Genomic DNA, 20,781 nt, shown 5'->3' with positions numbered 1-20,781 from the left:
ACACTAGGGTTTTTGCCACCATACCAGGGTATTGATATCGTCAGGTCCCTGTACGGCAACCGCATTTTTATAACTGGTCGGGTTGGTCGACTGGGTAACCAGCGGATAGTTCAGCCTTGCCGGCATCCTGCCACCATTAGCCAGGCCGGTACCCTTCGGCAAGATCGGATGGCCGGTACGTCTGTATTCAAACCATTGCTGAAAATCGACGAGGAACATGGCATAGTACTTTTGTATATGGATCAATTCCATTTTGCTTTTGCTACCTGCACCTGTTGCGTCCAGCGGAAGGCTCGGATCCCACTTGATATTGGCATCAGTTACATAAGTGATGAACTTCGTGTCTGCCGGACTTGTAATATAAGTCGGCATCCAATAATTGATCGCATAAGCCATACCCTTATAATAGTAGTTTTCTGCAGCGCCCGATATCCAGCCTTTGGCGGCTGCTTCTGCCAGGATAAAGCTCACCTCGGCGCAATTCATAATAATACCAGTATTCGGATCGGTCTGTAAGGTAGTCTTATTCTCGGTGTCTGAATTGAAATGCGCCTGCATCGTCAGACCGGCTCCGGGCGCTGAGCCACTTGGAATGCCTACATAGCCATCAGCGCCTTTATCTATGCCAAGACGAGGTACACTATTAATACCCAGGGCCGGGTCTACCCTCGGATCGTCCCAGGCGACCAGCTTACCTAAAAAGAAGTCACAGATCGGCATGCTTCTGAAATCTACCGCACGGATATTCACCATAAAAGGAGAGGAATATACTGCAGTGCTGCTATTTGTGCCATTCCAAAGGATTCTTGCAGTGTGGCTATTGTCTTCCATGATCGGATACTCGCCGGGATTAGTGTCTACAATCTCCTTGATTTTTGCAATTATAGTCGAAGCTACTTCTGATTTACCTGAGGCACGAAGTAGCAACCGCAGATAAAGCGAGTTGCAGAACCTTCTCCATTTATCAAGATCGCCCTTATAGACCGGGTCGCTAGTTGCGACAATGGCCGTACCTTCCTTCAGCAGGTCATTCGCCTGTTCAAGTTTACCGAACATGTCGGCATAGATATCCTTCTGCTGGTCAAAAGCAGGCTGTGTAATGCCATCCTTGCCCATATTAGCCTGACTGTAGGGAACATCGCCATAAGTGTCGGTTAGCAGGGAATATACCCAGGTTTGCGTAATCAGCGATATCGCCTGATAAGATTTATTCAGGTGTTCTGGCTGGCTGGCAATGCTGTACATGTCCTTTAGGTCAGTAAGGTTCTGATACCAGTTATTCCAGGTATAGTCGGCCCAGGTCCTTCTTACGTCATAACGGAACACCCTACCCTCTGAATCATTGATCTCTACAGTTACCTGCATCAGCTGATTGTTAAAGTTCCAGTTACGGTACAAATTGGTGCTTAGCACGTTCACAAGTGCAGGCGCCAGCAACTGGTTAGCATTTGTGCTGCTCTTGCCGATAGGATCGGTATTAATTTCGGTAAAGTCCTTGGTGCAGGAAGCCGTCAGCAGCCCCGCTATCGCAAGGAATGTATATGCAACTGTATTTCTAATCTTCTTCATAATTCTTGTAATTAAATGCCCATAACAAAACGCAGACCGATAGTTCGGGTAGACGGCAATTGTCCGGTTTCAAATCCCTGCACGATATCTGAGCCCGCCAGAGTCCCAAACTCCGGATCGAATGCCGGCCACGGAGACCAGATAAACAGGTTACGGCCGTAAACGCTCAGGGTTGCACTGTTTATACCAAGACCCTGTAATAGTCTCTTGCTGAAAGAATAGGCGATACTTGCCTCCCTGAACTTAAGGAAATCTGTACGGAAGATACTGCCCTCTGCCTGGCCACTGCCATAAATCGATTCATAGTATGCTGCAATATCAGAAGCGATTACATCATTTTTCCGGTAGGTACCATCGGCGTTCTTGATTACACCGTCCCCGATCACACCATTATACCTCCCTGGCAATGTAACTGTGCTTTTACCCAGTGAAGCCATCCTGGAAAAGGTAAGTGAATGTCCTACGGCACCAAGCTGCGCATCAAATAAGACGTTCATGCTGATCCGCTTATAGGTAAGGCCGGTGCCAAAACTGAACTTAAACTTGGGTAAGGTATTGCCGAGATAAAGCAAGTCAGGATTTTCCAGAGCCACGCCGGTAACTGGATTAAATACAATCTGTCCGTCTGGCGAGCGTAGATAGCCCCTTCCATACAGATCACCCATACTACCGCCTGCGTTAGCCACGACCTGGCCACCACCCAGAGCGCCGGTGCGGAGCACTACAGAACTATCAGCCAGTTCCCGGATCTTGTTCCTGTTTGCAGTGAATGTTCCAAATGCCGTCCAGCTGAAGTTTTTCGTTTTTACAGGCGTGCCATTAATCGCTAGCTCAATGCCTTTATTATCTACACGGCCTATATTCACAACTTGCACATTGTAGCCGGTAGCCTTATCTACAATCCGGTTCAGGATCTGATTTTTTGTATTTCCGGAATATACAGCAAGGTCGAAGTTTAAGCGGTTCCTAAGTGTTTTCAACTCGAGACCAAGTTCTACTGTAGTGGTTATCAGCGGTTTCAGGTTAGGGTTTGGCAATGTCCTGGGATTGTTCATCGCACTGTCTGGGTAAATTCCGTCCGAGGCATATACATAATTATAGGCCGTACGATACGGAATGGTACTGCCGCTACCTACCTGTGCAACAGAAGCTCTTACCTTTGCAAAGTCAATCAGCTTAGGCAACTTCCAGTAATCCGAAGCGATGAAGGCAATACTTGCTGAAGGATAGAAAAAGCCCACATTATCTGTCCTGGTAATGGTTGCCAGAGTACTGTTCCAGTCCTGACGACCGGTAAGATCAAGGAATAAGTAGTTCTTATAGCTGAACGATGTAGCCGCATAAAAGCTGTTGATTCTATAGCGTGCCGTATCCGGAACATATACCAATGGGTTCTGGTTGTTCAGCAGACTATACCAGTTTGGTATTACCAGGCCGTCCGCACGTCTTTCTATTTTGTCATAGACGTTGCGCATCTGGCTGCCTCCCAAAGATGCGGTCAGCTGCAGGTCTTTGTTAAAACGCTTATTGTATTTTAGCAGGAAATCTACATTGATCTCATAAGAGCGGATATTTGCAACCCGATAAGAGCCTTGGGCAAATTTATTCCCGGCGGCATCCCATGGACGCCGGGTTTCACGGATATCCTTATTGTAATCCACCGACGCCCTGGCCATCAGGCTCAGCTCATCTGTAAATTTATAATTAGCCTGAATATTACCCAGTGCCCCGTTGCGTCTTTGCGCATTGATATATTGTTCAGAAATGGCATAGGGACTTTCCGGATTGGTAGTGGTAATATTAATCAATTGCTGATACTCCTTGCCCGGTGCCCAATAATCTCTGTACCAGTCAACGTTCACGTTTGGCTGCGCGAACATGAACCAGTACATCAATGACTGGTTACCATAGCCGGTAGCAGGCAGGTTATCACTATATCTGTTGCTGTACATCGCCTTTAGGTTAATGTTGAGCCTTTTCGTGAGGTTGGTATTGGCATTCAGCGAAACGCTTGTTCTTTCCAGCCCCGTATTGGGTACGATCCATTCGTTCTCACTATGACTGGCGGACAACCGCAGTCCGACATTGTGCAGCGTACCGTCAAGGCTTACTGAATTGCTCGATTCAAAGCCGGTAACGAAAAATGCATCAATAGGATCCTCATAAGACACCCATGGAGTCCGGTTTACACCTCTTGCTTTGGTTACCGGGTCAAACTGGTAAAACATACTTCCTGTATTCAATGGCGGCCCCCAGGTGGAACTGGTGGCATTAGTACTTGGTCCGTCTACAGTGGCTCCGTATGAGAAATAAGAGTTACCATAAACACCAGCCCCAAACTCCTGTTGCCTGTCCGGACCACGGTTCACATCTTCCCAGGTGCTGTTGGAGGTAAAGGTAATGCCCAGGCCCTTTCTGCCTTTCTTTGCCGATTTAGTCGTAATGATAATGGCGCCGTTAGCACCTCTTTGTCCATACAGCGCCGAAGCAGCGGGGCCTTTCAACACGGTCACCTCTTCAATGTCGTCAGGGTTCAGATCGTTCAACCCGCTGCCAAAGTCGGCTGGCATAATATCACCCGAAGTACCATAGACACCACCACCAGTAGCAGCAGTACGTTTTGAACTGCTTGACGCCACAACACCGTCAATAACGATCAAAGCCTCATTATCGCCGGTAAGGTTATTTTCTCCGCGCAAAATGATTTTATTTGATCCCGCAGGACCTCCATTACGGACCAGGTTCAACCCTGCCACTTTACCCGACAGGGCATCAGTCCAGTTGCTGGAAATTGCACCGGTCAGCTGTGTGCTGTCTATTTTTGTTACCGCGTAGCCCAGGGATTTTTCTTCCCGTTTGATACCAAGAGCAGTCACAACTACTTCCGATAATGCATTGTCTGCCGGAACAAGTTTGGCGTTCAGAGTAACCGAAGATCCAGCCCGCACCTGTATATTTTCGCGCCTGAACTTTTCATAAGAGATGAAAGAGATCTCCACGGTATAGGTTCCGGGTTCTGCCTCCAGTGTATAGCGGCCATCATGATCAGTCTGCCTGGAAATGCCGAGACTGGTGATCCTTACAATGGCGCTGGGCAGTGGCTGGTCATTTTCGTCAAGTATCCTTCCGCTGATCTTCCCCCCAACCGGCTTTTCTACGATCAGTACATTACTGCCGTTACCCATTTTAAAGGTAAACGTTGTTCCGTTGAGCAGCATTCCAAGCACCTGCTTGACAGTGAGTTCAGCTTTCGGCACAGTAACTACACGCTGATCGTTTAATTTGGTATTGCTGTAATTAATGGACAGGCCACTCAGCTTTTCCAGTTCCTGGAATGCTTTTTTTAAGGTCGTCGCCTGCACTCCGAACGTAATGGTCTTATCAACGACTGTCTGTGCCTTTATTTCAGCAGGGCAAAAAGACAACCTTAAAAGCACCAATATGGTTAGCAACCATAACTTATTCATATATTTACTTAATTTATACTTATTAATTCCCGAGTTTAAATTTTACTGATGTCCGGCGGGTTGCTGGTAATAGCCCGTCCGGACTTTTTATGATCTTCTGGTAAGGTTATTTCATGATCTTTCCTCCTTTTTGATGTTGTTTGGTAATAAAGACCTGGTTGTCTCTGAGCGTATAACCCAAACCGGAAAGCAGGCTCAGGTCATCCAGCACTGCCTTAAGTGGCATGTTTCTAAATTTGGCTGTATAGCGGCCTTTGCCCAGTTCATCGTCTGTAAATTGTATACTTACTCCATAACGGTGTTCCAGGGAACTGGCAATTTCCCTCAGCGGCGTATTGTAAAAGATAAATTCGTTACGGACCCAGGCACTCACTGCTGCTGCATCTGCATCATTGAACGTATACAAGCCAGTGGCGGTGTTGATCTCAATTTGCTCATCAGGCACGAGATAGCGTAAAAGTTGTTGTCGTCCGGAGTCCGAACACATTATGCCTACTCTTCCGGTCTTCACAGTCACCACTATTTTATCGTCCGTCCTGAAAGCCCTGACATTAAAAGAAGTTCCTAGCACTACGGTCGAGATATTACCGCTTTTTACCACGAAGGGCCGGTCCGGGCGGTGTACCACGTCAAAAAAAGCTTCTCCATCCAAATAGATATCGCGTTCCTTCCCCGAAAAACTCTTTTCATAACGGATACGGCTACCGCCAGCCAGGTATACCACCGAACTATCAGGCAATAAAATCCGAGACTGTTGTCCCTCGGGATTACTGATCTCAGCAAATACCGGCGTTTCGTCAGTAGGACTAAACCGATATCCATACATCACTATGGCAACGGCCGCCAGCAACAGACTGGCTGCTGCATATAAAGGCCAGTTCTTTAGCTTCCCTAACCGAAATCGCTTTAATACTCCGGCTTCACTATGTGCCTTTACTTTCACCCAACTCTGCTCCATCCTGACAGGCTGCCCAAGGTACGCGGCAGATGCTTCCAGGACTTTCATTGTGTTGATGAATGCTTCCAGATGTTCCGGGCGTTCGTCGATCCACAATTGCAGTTCCGTCAGTCCGCTGTCATCGATGGCCCTTTCAAAATAGGCAGTGATTAACCTGTATTCCCTGTCTTCCATTTTATGGTGTTCTGATAGGAAGACAACTTTTTGCTCCTGCTTACGTAGTGCAGCCCATTAAGGTTATATTAAGAAATCATTAACCGCCAGAACGCTGGTCCTGCGGATCCCTGAGCTGCTGTCGCAATTGCTTTACCGACTGATAAAGGAGAGTTTCCACAGTTCTCACCGTAATCCCCAGCAAGTCCGCAATACGAGATTTTTCTATATTTTCAATACGGCTCATTAGCAGCACCTCTCGCTGTCTGGCAGGAAGCTTATCGATAACAGAGAAAATTTCCCTGTAAGATTCCCTTCCCGCAAGAATATGAAAGGGAGTGTGGTTGTCCTGTGGAAACATAGCATCATCGTCTAGTTGCTCTGCAGGTCCCGGGACGGCCTTTAACTTTTGCAGGTAGTTAAGCGAGCTGTGCTTTGCCGCAACAAAGAGATATTCTTTGGGTTTTCCGATCTCACGGTTTTTTCTGCTGTCCCAGATCCTGATGAAAATATCTGCAACGAGTTCTTCCGCAGCTGGATAATCTCTGGTATAGATATTACAAAACTGGCAGAGTTGCCTGTAATACCGGGTAAAAAGTGTTTCGAGCGCCATTACATCATCTTTCCGCAAAAGATCGGCTAGAACTTCGTCTGTATGCTGGGCGTACATGGCTTTGTGGTTATTTTCCGCAAAAGTAAAGAGGTAATGTTAGGTCAGTGTTAAATATCTGTACCTTACTTTTTACGTTCGGTAGTGTAGCGCACCAATTGTTCTAATCCGGTACGGGCATCACCAGGGGCAAAACTGTCCAGGATATCAAAGGCTTCCTGCTGATATTCCAGCATTTTCTTATGTGCGTAATACACCCCTTCCTGACCGTTTACAAAGTCAATGATCTCTTTGATCTTCGCCGGATCGTCCTGATGATTTTTTACCAGACTCACTATGCGTTTCCTTTCTGGCTTCTCTACTCTGTTCAGTGCATAGATTAGCGGCAGGGTAACTTTCTTTTCCTTAATATCAATGCCTAAAGGCTTGCCCACATCGTCAGTACCAAAGTCGAAGGTATCGTCCTTGATCTGAAAAGCTATACCCACCTTTTCACCGAACATCCGCATTTTCTCGATCGTAGCTTCATCTGCCCCGGCGGAAGCAGCTCCGCAAGCACAACAGGACGCAATCAGAGAAGCTGTCTTTTGACGGATCACATCAAAATACAACATCTCGCTAATGTCCATACGCCTTACCTTCTCAATCTGCAGCAGTTCTCCCTCGCTCATCTGTCTTACCGCTTCGGAAACAATTTGCAGCAAGCGGAACTCACTATTGTTTACAGAAAGTAACAACCCTTTGGCCAGCAGGTAATCGCCGACAAGTACCGCAATTTTGTTTTTCCACAGCGCATTGATTGAAAAGAAGCCCCGGCGCTCATAAGCATTGTCCACAACATCATCATGCACCAGGGTAGCCGTATGCAACAGCTCTACAAGTGCCGCTCCCCTATGTGTAGATTCAGTGATCCCTCCGCAGAGCTTTGCCGCAAAAAATACGAACATCGGTCTTATCTGCTTGCCTTTACGCTTGACAATGTAGTGCGTAATGCGGTCGAGCAAGGGGGCATCACTGTGCATCGAGTCCTTAAATTTGGACTCAAAGGCATCAATGTCTGCAGCAATCGGTTTTTTTATCTGGTCTATTCCAGGCATTACGCTATAAAAATTCGTGTGCAAACATAAAGATTTTTCTCAGATTTTCACGGCTTTCAGCGCCGTATACCCACCCTCTATATTGATTACCTTGTCGACTCCGCGTGCCTTCAGTATAGATGCTGCGATCATGGAACGGTAACCTCCCGCACAGTGAACATAATAGATTTTTTCCGGTGTTCCGGTTAATTCATTTGTCCAGTCGTTAATGTAATCAAGCGGACGCAGCAGGGCCTCTTTCAGATGTCCGTCTTCATATTCGTCCGGCTTGCGTACGTCAAGTACTTCTGCCCCTCCCGCAGGAACCCGCATAAATTCTTCCGCACTTACCGAAAAGATGCTGTCGGTCTGCTTTCCAGCCAATGTCCAGGCTGCAAATCCCCCTTTGAGATAGCCTATCGTATGGTCATACCCCACTCTGGACAAGCGCATAACTGCCTCTTCTTCCCTGCCTGGTTCAGTCAACAGCAGCAGTGGCTGTTCCATTTCGCTCACCAGCGCCCCTACCCAGGGTGCAAATTGTCCGTCAAGACCTATATTGATCGCACCCGGAATAAAGCCGGCCGCAAAATCATGTGATGTGCGCGTATCCAGCACCAGGGCACCGGTAACAACGGCCAGTTGCTCAAAATCATCAGGATCCAGCGCTTTCGTTCCCTTTTCAATAATCTTGGCAAAACGTTCATAGCCATTTTTGTTCATCGCCGCGTTCTTTGCAAAATATTGCGGCGGGGGTAAAATCCCAGAGGTTACCTCTTTGATAAACTGCTCACGGCTCCCAGCTTTCAATGCATAATTCGTCGCCTTTTGGCGTCCAAGTGTATCAGAGGTTTCACGGCTGATGTTCTTGCCGCAAGCGGAGCCCGCCCCATGAGCAGGATAAACGATGACCTCATCTGGCAGTCCAAGTATCTTGGTATGCAGTGAGTCATAGAGGATACCTGCCATATCTTCCATTGTCATCTTTCCCTGCTGAGCCAGATCGGGCCGGCCAACATCACCTATAAATAAAGTATCACCGGTAAAGATGCAATAAGGCTTGCCTTTCTCATCCTTCAACAGGTAAGTTACCGACTCGGGTGTATGGCCAGGTGTATGCAGTACGGTAATCGTCAGCTCCCCGATCCTGAAAACCTCCCCATCCGAAGCAATATGAGCAGGAAAAGTAGTTTCCGCTGTAGGTCCGTATACAATGGTCGCACCCGATTGCTCAGCCAGGTCAATATGCCCCGATACAAAATCCGCGTGAAAATGGGTTTCGAAAATATAGCTGATCCGGGCATTTCCTTTTTCCGCGCGCTTTAGGTAAGGCCCAATTTCCCGAAGAGGGTCAATAATCGCTGCTTCGCCGCTGCTTTCTATATAATAGGCAGCCTCCGCAAGACAGCCTGTATAAATTTGTTCAATGATCATCATTTATGTGGTTAGTTCACCCCTTAATTCCGTAGCCATCAGTCTGACCACCTCAGACTTATTCAACTGCTGCCCCATCAGGTACATGAGTTTAGTTGTTGCTGCCTCAAAAGTCATATCGTAACCGCTTACAATACCGATCTCCTTTAACCGTCTGCTTGTTTGATACATGCCAAGTTCCACAGAACCTCTCTGGCATTGCGTAATGTCAACAATGACCTTACCGGCATCAATAGCCTCCTGCAAACAATTAATGAACCAGTCTGCCGTACTTGTATTTCCCGAGCCAAAAGTCTCCATCACGATAGCCGTTACCGTTGACGAAGTCACTGCCCGCACTGCCAGTTCAGAGATACCAGGATAAAGCTTAAGTACACCAATATTAGGATCATAATCCAGGTGGACAATAAGCTCATGTTTGGGCTGGGGCAGGATATAGTTATTAAAAAAAGAGAGTGTAACACCTGCTTCGGCCAGCAGGGGATAATTAGGGGAACGGAAAGCCTCGAACTTCTCAGAATTGTATTTAATGGAACGGTTACCCCTCAGCAACTGGTAATCAAAGTAGACACAAACTTCAGGCACCATAGGCTGGCCGTCCGGCTTTTTGGTTGCCGCAATCTCCAGTGCAGTGATCAGATTTTCCTTAGCATCTGTCCTGATCTCACCTATAGGCAGTTGGGAGCCGGTAAGCACTACTGGCTTACCCAGATTTTCCAGCATAAAACTCAGCGCAGATGCAGTAAAGGCCATCGTATCCGAGCCATGAAGGATCACGAAGCCATCATAAGACCCATAGCTGTCCCGGATCAGCACTGCGATCTGCGCCCAGATATCAGGCGTCATATTAGAAGAATCGAGGATCGGGTCAAACGAATAGACCTCCAGGTTATAGTCCAGACGGCCCAGCTCAGGTACGTTCTGCCTGATCTGTCTGAAATCAAAGGGAACAAGATCTCCCTTTACAGGATCATTGATCATCCCGATCGTACCTCCGGTATAAATAATGAGTATACTCGTCATCACTTGCCAAATATGCGTTTAGAGTTTTCGGTAGTTATGGCAGCGATCTCCTCCTGATCCCGTCCGTAAATCTCTGCCACCTTCCTGGCAACATGGACCAGGTAGCTGCTCTCGTTAGGTTTCCCGCGAAAAGGCACTGGTGCCAGATAAGGCGAATCTGTTTCCAGAACAATACTGGAAAGCGGCACTTGTTTCAATACTTCGTCAAGTCCCGAATTCTTGTAGGTCACTACGCCACCGATACCCAGGTAAAAGCCCATTCCAATAGCCCTGTGTGCCTGGTCAATATTACCGGTAAAACAATGAAAAATGCCGCTCAGCTGTTCATCCTGTTCAGCTTCCAGCACTTCAAAAACCTCATCAAACGCTTCCCGGCAATGGATCACAATAGGTAGCTCCATATCCTTCGCCCAATTGATCTGTTCACGGAAAGCTGCCTTCTGATGCTCCAGTGTAGATTTGTCCCAGTACAGGTCAATCCCGATCTCTCCGATAGCACATATTTCGCGGTCGGCCATACTTTCGCAGATCTGGTCCAGCAGATCTTCGTAGTCTTCCTTTACTTCGCAGGGATGCAGGCCTGCCATTGCAAAACAGTTTTCCGGATAACGCTGCACCATCAAATCTATCTTTGTGACAGATGCCATATCCACATTGGGTAAAAAGAGCCGGGTTATACCCTGCTCAAAGCAGCGTCCCATCAGCACCGCCAGTTTATCCGCATCCGTTTCGTAATACAGATGGGTATGAGTATCAGTTAGCATGGTCAAAGATAATGAAAAAACCCTGTCCGGTACCGGACAGGGTTCTTATTTCGATTGTACACTTCCGTTACAAGAGCGCCTATTTCTTAACAGGAGCAACTGGCGTGGTGGCAACAGGTGCGGTTCCAGGCTTCTTGATATCAACCAGCTCTATCTCAAACGCCAGTGGAGAATAAGGCGTGATCTTAGCCTGAGGTTGTCCGTTTTCACCATATCCCAGTTTAGAAGGTATAATCAGCAGAATCTTTCCACCTTTTCCGATCAGTTGAATACCTTCATCAAAACCTGGGATCGCAGCGCCAAGCGTAAACTTACGCGGGCCGTATTGCGCCATAGGGTGGTGAATGCCTGCTTCTTTAGCAGTCTTCTCTATCGAAGTATCAAAGATCATTTCCTTACCGTCTTTTTTCTTGGTCAGCAGTTTTCCGGTATAGTTCAGCATAATGGTATCACCAGGAGCCGGCCTTTGCGAATCACCAGGGGCATTGATTACATATTGAAGACCTGAAGTAGTCGTTTGAGTCTTCAGCTTATTGTCTTCAATGAATTTTGTAATCTTACCAGCTTCCGCCTTTTTCAGGCGCTCTACGCCTGCCATATAGTCCTTTTGAAAGAAATCCTGCGCTCTTCTCTGAAATGCACTGTCTGCTTCTTTAGCGTTCTTCTTCAATACCTTCTCTACTTTTACCGTAAAGACAAGATATTTATCTTTTGCCGCATAAGGTGGTTTAGGATTATTGGTGTGTTTGGCCATGGTGTCCAGGTCCAATTTAAAGGTAGCACTGTCACCTTCACCAAAAAGGTACAGCACATCGTTCATATCACCTGCATATTGCTTCTTTGCCACAGGGAAAACCTGGGCCTGGTCAATGTCATAAGTACTGAACAGTACAGAATCCTTTTCCGTTTTCTGAATAAAATTGAGCTTTACGATGTCGCCTTCTGCGATCTTGGCGTTACCTCCATCTTTGTGGATCTTGTACATCAGGCCACCCTGGCCTTTCTTGTAGTTGTTACAGGCAGCCAGCCCCAGGGTAGCTGCGAAAAGAATTACTATACCTTTCTTCATTTTATATTTATTGTAATAATTGTGTTTTATATTCGGTTAATATCGATTTAAACTTTTGTACGGTCTCTCCAAGATCTGTTTCGGAAACACCTCCCGCAGCATTTCTGTGTCCGCCTCCGTTGAAGTACTTCTTACAGATCTCGTTGGCAGGAAAATCCCCAGTAGAGCGCAAAGATAACTTTACTTTATCAGTTCGCTCAATAATAAATGCAGCCAGTCTGATGCCGTTGACAGAGAGTGCATAATTGACTATACCCTCAGTATCGCCCGTTACGATATCATACTCCTGCAATTCCTGGCGGCTCACTGCGATAATAGCAGTATTGTACGCACGGAGTATTTCCAGCTTACTACTGATGCAATGTCCCAAAAAACGTAAACGGTTTTCAGTGGCATTATCGTACACCAACTGATGTATTCTCCAGTGCTCCGCTCCCATGTCGATCAGGTCTGCTGCGATGCGGTAAACTGAAGAAGTAGCCGATTCAAATCGGAAAGACCCAGAATCAGTCATGATACCTGTGTAAAGACAGGTCGCAATGTCTTTATTCATCCGCTTACCGTCACCCAGCTCGTTTACGATGAAATCATAGACCAGTTGCGCAGAGGCACAGGCATTGATGTCCCAGTGGCGGTAATCATCGAAATCCTCCGGCTCCAGGTGATGGTCGATCATCAGCTTATAGCCAGGCGCCACACGCACCAGTTCGCCAAGTTCATTGATCCTTCCAAGACTGTTAAAATCCAGGCAAAAGATCAGCGACGCATTTGCTACCAGCTCTGCTGCCTGTTCCTGTGCTTCGGTAAACACGATTACTTCAGCATTGTTGGGCATCCAGTGCAGAAAATAAGGATAGTCAGTTGGCGTAATTACCTGAACATGGTGCCCCAACTGAATCAGATAAGCATAAAGCCCAAGTGAAGAGCCCATCGCATCTCCATCTGGCTTATGGTGTGTAGTGATCACGATCTTCTGCGGCGTAGCCAGCAGGGACTTTATTTCTGAAATGGGCAACATCATATTAGGCGCCAAAGCTAAGGATTATATTTTGCAGCTTTAATATTAACAGTATAAAATGTAATTTTGCAAAAAAATCGAAATTATTAAAGATGATTACCAACAGAACTTTTACCATGATCAAGCCGGATGCTGTGGCAAACGGCCATATCGGGGCAATTATCGACGACATCACCAAAGCAGGTTTCAGGATCATAGCCTTAAAATACACCAGGCTTACTCCGGAGGCCGCAGGCAAATTCTACGAAATCCACAAAGAACGTCCTTTTTATAACGACCTGGTGAATTTCATGTCTTCAGGACCTATCATTGCCGCTATCCTGGAAAAGGACAACGCAATAGAGGAGTTCAGGACGCTGATTGGAGCAACTAATCCGGCACAGGCTGCAGAAGGCACTATTCGCCGTAAATATGCCAAATCCATTGATGCCAATGCCATTCACGGTTCAGATTCAGACGCCAATGCAGAGATAGAAGGCAATTTCTTCTTCACTGCAGAAGAACGTTTCTAACTACCAATGAACGAATGAAGAAAATTCTCATTACTGCCTTAATGCCAATATGCACTATAGCAGCATTTGCCCAAACAAAGGCACCGGTTAAAAAAGCCGGCACAGCAACTGCCAAACCAGCCACGGTAAAGACCGGGTCACCGGCTATCACACTCAAAAACAACCTGGACTCAGCAAGCTATGCCTTTGGGTCAGCAATGGCCGCCAGCCTTAAAAATAATGGTATCACTGCGCTGAATTACGACCTGCTTGTAAAAGGTGTACGCGACGCCTTCAGCGGCAATTCCTCCTTACTTAACCAGGAAAGCGGACAAGCAGCCATCATGAAGGCGTTTAATGCCGCTAATGAAAAGAAATTCGGACCTGCAATCGCCGAAGGAAAGGCTTTTCTTGAAAACAACAGCAAGCAACCAGGCATACAGGTAACCCCAAGCGGCCTGCAGTACCAAATTATTACCAAAGGTACAGGTGCTGCACCCAAGGCTACCGATACCGTAACTGTACATTACAAGGGAACTCTTCTGAACGGCAAGCAATTTGACAGCTCTTATGACAGGAATGAGCCCCTGGACCTGGCCCTAAACGGCGTTATCCGCGGATGGACAGAGGGAGTTCAACTCATGCAGACCGGCGCAAAATACAAGTTCTTTATCCCTTATCAGTTGGCCTACGGAGAAAGGGGTGCGGGGCAGGACATTCCTCCATACAGCACGTTGATCTTTGAGATAGAATTATTGAAGGTGAAGCCTGCAAATGGTAATCAATAAGACTTCTCCAAACTATTGTCACAGATCTTTGTTGTTATAAGAACATCAATAATTACAATTCTCTTATAACAACAAAGACCTATGACAAATAAAAGCCACTTCCCGCTCGCATTACTTGCGCTTCTCTGTACCACACTGTCCAGTTGCGAACTCATCGAAGGCATCTTCAAGGCTGGGGTATGGACTGGGGTCATCATCGTAGTCCTCGTACTGGCACTGATTATCTGGCTTATCAGTAAGATTTTCTGATCAACCGCTTCAAGCGGTTAATGTTGCCCAGATTACAGAAATACAATCTCTGTGATTACTTCAGTACCCGCCTTTTCATTGATCTTCTGAATAATGCCAGCCCTAACCATGAGCAGTTCATTCTTCACTACTGAAGATTCCAGGCGCACAAACAGCTTCTTTTGCGATACATAGATTTGCGTCGTCCTGTTGGCCACAGCTTTACCCATCAGTTCAGGCCAGAAAGCCACTACAGATGTTTCATCATATCTGCCTTTAAGGCGATAAACATTCAGCAACTTCTCAATTGCCTCCTTCATCGTAATATCATTCGGTTTACGCATGCTTTATCGTTCCGTTATGTACTTCAAAAAGTGCTACGGGTACATTTATCCTGTTAAACAGAGTCTCCACCCGTTCCCGACCGGTATCTGTAATGAAAATCTGCCCGAAGTCGTCACGCGAGACCATTTCCATAAGCTTATGCACCCTCAGATCATCAAGTTTATCAAAAATGTCATCAAGTAGCAATAACGGCTTGAAACCTTTATACTGTTGCAGATAAGCATATTGTGCAAGTTTTAATGCGATGAGAAAAGACTTCTGCTGACCTTGCGAGCCAAACTTTTTCAACTGCATCCCCGAAAGTGTAAACACAAGCTCATCCTTATGGATGCCTGTCGTCGTTCGTTCCAGCAACTTGTCCTTCTCAGTTGACTGCAGGAGCATCTGGCCAAAATCAGCACTGTCCAGTTGGCTCTGATATTCCAATCCCACCGTTTCCTCTCCTCCCGTTAGGTAATAGTAATACTGGTCAAACAAGGGGATAAATGTCTGCATAAACTGCTTCCTTTTAGCAAATATTCTTTCCCCAGAGACGACCAGCTGGTCGTTTAGTATTTCCAGCAGTGCAGGGTCATAGTTCCGCGTTATGGAAATCTGCTTCAGCAGAGCGTTGCGGTTCTGTAAATGACGATTGTAAAGAATGAGTTCATCCAAATATTGTGTATCCGTCTGAGAGATGACATTGTCTATAAAACGCCTGCGTTCCTCACTACCCTCCATTACGATGTTAGTATCATAGGGCGAGATCATTACAAGCGGAAATAGTCCGATATGGTCAGCCAGCTTGTCGTATTCCTTTTTGTTGCGCTTAAACTGTTTCTTCTGGTTGCGTTTCACCCCGCAAGAGATCTTTTCATTTTTGTTCTGCCGGTCAAAGTCTCCCTGCACCAGGAATAAATCTGTTTCGGCCTTGATCTGCTGACTGTCTATCGGGTTAAAATAACTCTTGCACAAACACAGATAATGGATTGCATCCAGCATATTTGTCTTACCTGCCCCATTATGGCCTACAAATACATTCACGGTCCTTGAAAAGCTAAGGTCCGCATCCATATAGTTTTTAAAATTGAGCAGTGTAATGTTTTTTAACCACATAAGATCAGCTTCAAAGTTACCGTTTCGTCCTGTCAATTCAGAGACCATCTCCGGAATTATTCGCTACTCCCGGAGAAAAGCTGCTTCTGATTAACAATCAGCCCATTAAATACTGAAAAAACCAGTTGATACTTTAATGTAAAACTGTATTTTTGCAATCCTTAATTTTATTACACAATTATGTCCACAACAGAAAATGAGATAACACAGCCGGTAAAGAAAGGTGCGTTTTTACAGGAAAATACTAAAAGCCTGCTGTTCATCGCCGGGGCCATTGTCGTTTTGATCGGTATCTATATTTGGTATCAGAACGTATACCTGAAGGACCGGGCTGAAGAAGCCGCTGCTAAAATGTATAAGGCGGAACGCCTGCTCGGTACCGATTCCCTGGCCAATAAAGCCATAAACGGGGGCATAGATTATCCGGGTTTTGCAAAGATCGCAGAAGAATACAACAACACCAAATCGGCTAATTTGGCCAGCCTTTACCTGGGTGGCATTTACCTGCGCAAAGGCGAGTATAAAAAGGCTATCGAATCCCTGGGTAATTACGCGGAAACTGGCAGCCCGGTAGCTGACCCGCTTGCGCTTGGTCTTCTGGGCGATGCATACAGTGAGTTGAAAGATTATAAGCAGGCCATTACCTACTATAAAAAAGCCGCCGATAAGTCCAGCAACAAATTTACTTCACCGTTGTTTCTGAAGAAACTCGGCCTGGTTTACGAAGCAGAAAAAGACTTTAACAGTGCAGCCGAGGCTTACACCAAGATCAGGACACAATATCCCGAAAGTGCAGAAGCCGCAATGATCGACGAGTACATTGCCCGCGCTGAAGCACAAGCTAAATAAATAGTTTCTTTATCAAAATGAATGATAAAGCCGGCTGCTAGCCGGCTTTTTTTATATCGTCATAGCGCACAGTTCATTTACCGGCAAAACCGTACCTTTGCATATATGGCAACACAACTCAAAAACCTCTCAGACTTTTCACATACTACAGTACCTGATGGTTCACGTTATAAATTTGCGATCGCAGTGGCAGAATGGAACGCCGAAATTACCGGTAGTCTTTATAACGGGGCCTTTCAAACCCTGCTGAAGCATAATGTAAAAGAAGAGCATATCTTAACTGTAACCGTGCCCGGCAGTTTTGAACTGAGCTCAGCAGCAGACATTTTGCTTCAGAAGCGTCCTGATCTCGATGCCGTTATCTGTCTGGGTTGTGTCATTCAGGGCGATACCAGGCACTTTGATTTTATCTGCGATGCCGTAGCCAATGGCATCACTCAGGTTAGTGTTAAATATAGCAAGCCCGTTATCTTTGGAGTATTGACTACCAATGACCAGCAGCAAGCCATAGATCGCGCAGGTGGAAAACATGGTAATAAAGGTGATGAGGCCGCGATTACCGCGATTAAGATGGCGGCATTTTCAGCCTCGCTCTAAATTTTTGTATACTTTAGCGAAAAAACTGTAGTTTAGTATTGTATCTCTAAATCCAGATCAATGATGAAAGTAGCGATTCTATTACTTGGCGTATTTTTTGCAATAACTGTACTGGAAGCCTGCTCCAGCCGTATCTGCCCTGCCTATAGTTCTTATCCGGAAGGCAAACGGCGCAGGGGATAGTCCAGGCAATGATATTTAAAGACAGAAAATGATAAAGATGCAGTGGAAAAACATTACCGACCCAGAACAAGTCAGCCAGATAAAAAACCGACAGGGCTACAGCCTCATTTTCAAACACAGTACACGCTGTTCTGTGAGCGCAATGGCCAAAAGACGTTTTGAACTCGATTGGGATTCCATTCCTTCAGATACGCCACTTTACTTTTTAGACCTCATTACATACCGTAATATCTCCAATCAGATTGCCGAGACATTCCAAGTGCATCATGAATCGCCTCAGATCCTGCTCATAAAAGACGGCGAATGCGTACTCGATGCCTCGCACAGTGACATCTCTGCTGAAGAAATAGCGGAAACTATTATTTAGTCCTGGTTGGCCTCACCTCAATCTTACTTGGCAGCACATTAGGATTCATCTTCAGCAAGTCTAGTATCATTTGCCCAATGTCCGAAGGCTGTATCTTCCAACCATCAGCATCATTTGGTTCGTGGTCATTGAAATGAGAAGTTACCGACCCGGGCATGATGGTCGTAGTTTTCACCCCGTAATCCCTTAAATCCAGCATAGCAGCCTGCGTGAAACCCACCACACCAAATTTAGATGCATTATAACCTGAGCCTCCCGCAAAGAAATTCGTACCGGCAAGGCTCGCAATGCTGATATAGTACCCTGTATTTTTCTTAAGTTCTTCCACACTTGCCTTAAGGGTATGAAATACGCCCGTAAGGTTTGTAGCAATCATGGCATTCCAGTCTTCTAGACTTAACTGGTCCACTGGTGCAAATTTGCCCAATCCCGCATTCGCAATGACCACATCCAGCTTACCGAACGTCGCTACGATACCCTCAACTGCCCTCTGCTCGTCGTTAAAATCACGCACATCCGAAGCAATTGCCAGCACATGGCCCTGGTCAGCCAAAGCCCCATCTGCCAGCCGGGCTTCTTTCAGCAGGCGGGTCTTTGCATCTTTTGCGTCTTCCAGTTTTCGTCCGGAGATCGCTACTTTCAAACCTGCCTCCACCAGTGCTTTCGCAATACCAAAGCCAATACCCTTTGTACCACCCGTAATGTAAACGACCTTATTCTCTATACTCATGATATGATTTGTTTCTTAGTTTCATTCATCCTTTTACGCTGCTTTTAGACACAAAAACAGCGCCAATCCAATCTTTATAAAGTGTATATCCGCTTGTTAGTAAGCGATTTATTTTTCTGAACGTACATATCGAACAGAATTGCTATATTAACGGCTTAATTTTTTAGAATATACTATGAAAACCGGTACAGTTAAATTCTTCAACACCGAAAAGGGATTTGGGTTCATTAAAGCTGACAATGGAGATGAAGTCTTTGTTCATATTTCAGGACTCGTCGATCAGATCAAACAGCATGACAAAGTAGAGTTCGAAGAAAAGGAAGGTAAAAAAGGCGTTAATGCAGTTAATGTCCGTTTAATTCAGTCGTAAGACGGTAAAGGCTACCATGCCTTTTATCAGATTTTTATCAAATAAGCATCACCAGCCAATGGGGGCGGCTATCGATACAAACTATTCAACTGTATTGCTTAACTTTGCCGTATGATCGCACTTCCGGTTGTAAAAGAAAATCCAGTACAGCGCAAGCCGGACTGGCTGAGGGTAAAACTCCCAGTAGGTAAAGAATATGCTCAGGTACGCAGCCTGGTGGATACACATAAGCTGCACACAATATGCGAGAGTGGTAATTGCCCGAATATGGGAGAATGCTGGGGTGCAGGCACCGCGACATTCATGATTCTCGGCAACATCTGCACACGCTCATGTTCATTCTGTGCTGTAGCCACAGGCAGACCGTTGGCGGTAGATACCGATGAACCGAATCGCGTAGCCAATTCGGTAAAACTCATGCAGGTTAAACATTGTGTGATCACGTCAGTAGACAGGGACGATCTGAAGGATGGAGGATCTGTCATTTGGTCTGAGACCCTAAAGGCCATCCGCAGGGAAAGTCCCGAAACTACACTGGAAACCTTAATACCCGATTTCAAAGGCCAATGGGACAACCTGTACCGTGTGTTGGAAGAAAGGCCTGAAGTCGTTTCCCACAATATGGAAACGGTAAAAAGCCTGACCAGACAGGTAAGGATACAGGCAAAGTACGACCGTAGCCTGGAATGCCTGCGGCGCATCTCTGAATTCGGTCTAAGAACAAAGACCGGCATCATGCTTGGTCTCGGTGAAACTGAGGAAGATGTACTGGAGGCAATGGATGATCTGGTCGCCAATGGCGTACATATCCTGACATTAGGACAATACCTGCAACCTACCCGTAACCACCACCCTGTAATCGACTGGATACATCCCGACCAGTTTGCCCGATATAAAAAGATCGGCCTGTCCAAAGGGTTAAGATATGTGGAAAGCGGACCACTGGTACGTTCTTCATACCATGCTGAAAAGCATTTATTTGACCTCTAAGGGGAAAACAAAATCTATTTTGATCTTGTTGTTCTTTGCGTATATTCGCTAGGTATTGGCACCCGCAAAAAAAATATCAATCTCCGAAGACGAGCTTGTCAGCAAACTAAAAAGTCAGGACACCACTGCTGTCAGGACATTATATGAAATGTATTCGGGTGCATTAATGGGTATTATTTCAAGAATTATACCCCAAACTGAGCTGGCCGAAGATCTCCTGCAGGAAACATTTGTAAAAATATGGCATTCTGCGGCTTCCTATGATAGCAGTAAAGGCCGTCTGTTTACCTGGATGATGAACATTGCCCGCAACCTTTCCATTGATAAAGTCCGCTCCAGAGATTTCCGGAATGCCGTAAAAAACCAGGATATCGAAAATAACGTAGATTTCATTGATTCGCAGAAGGAGATTACATTTAATGCGGATCTGCTAGGGATAAAGGAGATGGTAAACTCACTGAAACCGGAATACAGAACTGTACTGGACATGGTATATTTTAAGGGATATACACACGTAGAAGCCGCAGAGGAACTGAATTTACCCCTTGGTACAGTAAAGACTCGTATCCGAATGGCTGTTGGGGAACTAAGAAAGTATTTTAACTAA

23 protein-coding genes are annotated in these 20,781 nt (G+C 46.0%); 10 read left to right on the top strand and 13 right to left on the bottom strand.

The genetic code is table 11. The features are described from left to right. Positions 1-3 precede the first annotated feature (3 nt). From P2W84_RS08820 to P2W84_RS08775, 10 genes are all read right to left on the bottom strand, one after another. Entirely contained in the window at positions 4-1,569 is a 1,566-nt protein-coding gene (locus tag P2W84_RS08820; RefSeq protein WP_276089756.1) for a SusD/RagB family nutrient-binding outer membrane lipoprotein, read from the bottom strand. Positions 1,570-1,580: 11 nt separating this feature from the next. After that, complete coding sequence (locus P2W84_RS08815; RefSeq protein WP_276089755.1) at positions 1,581-5,036, bottom strand: SusC/RagA family TonB-linked outer membrane protein; 3,456 nt, start codon at positions 5,034-5,036, stop codon at positions 1,581-1,583. 106 nt (positions 5,037-5,142) lie between these two features. Further along, a complete protein-coding gene (locus tag P2W84_RS08810; RefSeq protein WP_276089754.1) occupies positions 5,143-6,168 on the bottom strand; it encodes a FecR domain-containing protein in 1,026 nt (341 codons plus the stop codon). A gap of 79 nt (positions 6,169-6,247) precedes the next feature. Next, positions 6,248-6,817: a sigma-70 family RNA polymerase sigma factor gene (locus P2W84_RS08805; RefSeq protein WP_276089753.1), complete on the bottom strand. Its 570-nt coding sequence runs from the start codon at positions 6,815-6,817 to the stop codon at positions 6,248-6,250. A 65-nt stretch (positions 6,818-6,882) separates the two neighbouring features. Further along, the gene (locus P2W84_RS08800; protein WP_276090081.1) at positions 6,883-7,854 is read right to left on the bottom strand and encodes a polyprenyl synthetase family protein; all 972 of its coding nucleotides are present in this window, start codon (positions 7,852-7,854) and stop codon (positions 6,883-6,885) included. A 39-nt stretch (positions 7,855-7,893) separates the two neighbouring features. Then, entirely contained in the window at positions 7,894-9,267 is a 1,374-nt protein-coding gene (locus P2W84_RS08795; protein WP_276089752.1) for an MBL fold metallo-hydrolase, read from the bottom strand. Between the two features lie 3 nt (positions 9,268-9,270). Next, a complete protein-coding gene (locus tag P2W84_RS08790; protein WP_276089751.1) occupies positions 9,271-10,290 on the bottom strand; it encodes a type I asparaginase in 1,020 nt (339 codons plus the stop codon). Continuing rightward, entirely contained in the window at positions 10,290-11,054 is a 765-nt protein-coding gene (locus P2W84_RS08785; RefSeq protein ID WP_276089750.1) for a TatD family hydrolase, read from the bottom strand. Before P2W84_RS08785 ends, P2W84_RS08790 begins: the two co-directional genes overlap by 1 nt. Positions 11,055-11,133: 79 nt before the next feature. Continuing rightward, the gene (locus P2W84_RS08780; RefSeq protein ID WP_276089749.1) at positions 11,134-12,123 is read right to left on the bottom strand and encodes an FKBP-type peptidyl-prolyl cis-trans isomerase; all 990 of its coding nucleotides are present in this window, start codon (positions 12,121-12,123) and stop codon (positions 11,134-11,136) included. A 7-nt stretch (positions 12,124-12,130) separates the two neighbouring features. Next, a complete protein-coding gene (locus tag P2W84_RS08775; RefSeq protein ID WP_276090080.1) occupies positions 12,131-13,141 on the bottom strand; it encodes a DHH family phosphoesterase in 1,011 nt (336 codons plus the stop codon). A 92-nt stretch (positions 13,142-13,233) separates the two neighbouring features. Between P2W84_RS08775 and P2W84_RS08770 the strand changes: the two genes are divergently transcribed. The 3 genes from P2W84_RS08770 (at position 13,234) to P2W84_RS08760 (ending at position 14,669) form a co-directional block, all read left to right on the top strand. Beyond that, a complete protein-coding gene (locus P2W84_RS08770) occupies positions 13,234-13,653 on the top strand; it encodes a nucleoside-diphosphate kinase (RefSeq protein WP_276089748.1) in 420 nt (139 codons plus the stop codon). Between the two features lie 14 nt (positions 13,654-13,667). Then, positions 13,668-14,420 carry an FKBP-type peptidyl-prolyl cis-trans isomerase gene (locus P2W84_RS08765; protein ID WP_276089747.1) on the top strand — a complete coding sequence of 251 codons (753 nt, stop codon included), beginning with the start codon at positions 13,668-13,670 and terminating at the stop codon, positions 14,418-14,420. 81 nt (positions 14,421-14,501) lie between these two features. After that, the gene (locus P2W84_RS08760; protein WP_276089746.1) at positions 14,502-14,669 is read left to right on the top strand and encodes a hypothetical protein; all 168 of its coding nucleotides are present in this window, start codon (positions 14,502-14,504) and stop codon (positions 14,667-14,669) included. A gap of 32 nt (positions 14,670-14,701) precedes the next feature. Here the strand turns inward: P2W84_RS08760 and P2W84_RS08755 are convergent, their stop codons facing one another. Further along, entirely contained in the window at positions 14,702-14,992 is a 291-nt protein-coding gene (locus P2W84_RS08755) for a DUF721 domain-containing protein (protein WP_276089745.1), read from the bottom strand. After that, positions 14,985-16,088 (bottom strand): DNA replication and repair protein RecF, encoded by a 1,104-nt coding sequence (gene recF / locus P2W84_RS08750; RefSeq protein WP_276090079.1) that lies wholly within the window; start codon positions 16,086-16,088, stop codon positions 14,985-14,987. The genes P2W84_RS08755 and recF overlap by 8 nt, the downstream gene beginning before the upstream one ends. 180 nt (positions 16,089-16,268) lie before the next feature. Between recF and P2W84_RS08745 the strand changes: the two genes are divergently transcribed. The 4 genes from P2W84_RS08745 to ytxJ all read left to right on the top strand — a co-directional run bounded on the left by P2W84_RS08745 (position 16,269) and on the right by ytxJ (position 18,084). Then, the gene (locus P2W84_RS08745; protein ID WP_276089744.1) at positions 16,269-16,937 is read left to right on the top strand and encodes a tetratricopeptide repeat protein; all 669 of its coding nucleotides are present in this window, start codon (positions 16,269-16,271) and stop codon (positions 16,935-16,937) included. 105 nt (positions 16,938-17,042) lie between these two features. Continuing rightward, positions 17,043-17,534 (top strand): 6,7-dimethyl-8-ribityllumazine synthase, encoded by a 492-nt coding sequence (ribH, locus tag P2W84_RS08740; RefSeq protein ID WP_276089743.1) that lies wholly within the window; start codon positions 17,043-17,045, stop codon positions 17,532-17,534. A 60-nt stretch (positions 17,535-17,594) separates the two neighbouring features. Next, on the top strand, positions 17,595-17,717 hold the full coding sequence (locus tag P2W84_RS08735) for a hypothetical protein (protein ID WP_276089742.1): 123 nt from the start codon (positions 17,595-17,597) through the stop codon (positions 17,715-17,717). 37 nt (positions 17,718-17,754) lie between these two features. After that, positions 17,755-18,084 carry a bacillithiol system redox-active protein YtxJ gene (ytxJ, locus tag P2W84_RS08730; protein WP_276089741.1) on the top strand — a complete coding sequence of 110 codons (330 nt, stop codon included), beginning with the start codon at positions 17,755-17,757 and terminating at the stop codon, positions 18,082-18,084. Here ytxJ and P2W84_RS08725 read toward each other — a convergent pair. After that, positions 18,077-18,814 (bottom strand): SDR family oxidoreductase, encoded by a 738-nt coding sequence (locus P2W84_RS08725; protein WP_276089740.1) that lies wholly within the window; start codon positions 18,812-18,814, stop codon positions 18,077-18,079. The genes ytxJ and P2W84_RS08725 overlap by 8 nt on opposite strands. Positions 18,815-18,989: 175 nt before the next feature. Here P2W84_RS08725 and P2W84_RS08720 point away from each other — a divergent pair, with 175 nt between their 5' ends. From P2W84_RS08720 to P2W84_RS08710, 3 genes are all read left to right on the top strand, one after another. Beyond that, complete coding sequence (locus P2W84_RS08720) at positions 18,990-19,184, top strand: cold shock domain-containing protein (protein ID WP_276089739.1); 195 nt, start codon at positions 18,990-18,992, stop codon at positions 19,182-19,184. A 111-nt stretch (positions 19,185-19,295) separates the two neighbouring features. Beyond that, entirely contained in the window at positions 19,296-20,174 is an 879-nt protein-coding gene (gene lipA, locus P2W84_RS08715; protein WP_276089738.1) for a lipoyl synthase, read from the top strand. Positions 20,175-20,229: 55 nt separating this feature from the next. Beyond that, a complete protein-coding gene (locus tag P2W84_RS08710) occupies positions 20,230-20,781 on the top strand; it encodes a sigma-70 family RNA polymerase sigma factor (protein WP_276089737.1) in 552 nt (183 codons plus the stop codon).

This window comes from Pedobacter sp. JY14-1, from assembly GCF_029269825.1.
GTDB lineage: Bacteria > Bacteroidota > Bacteroidia > Sphingobacteriales > Sphingobacteriaceae > Pedobacter.
Note: the sequence above shows the minus strand (reverse complement) of the source record. Positions and strands in the feature narration are given on the sequence as shown.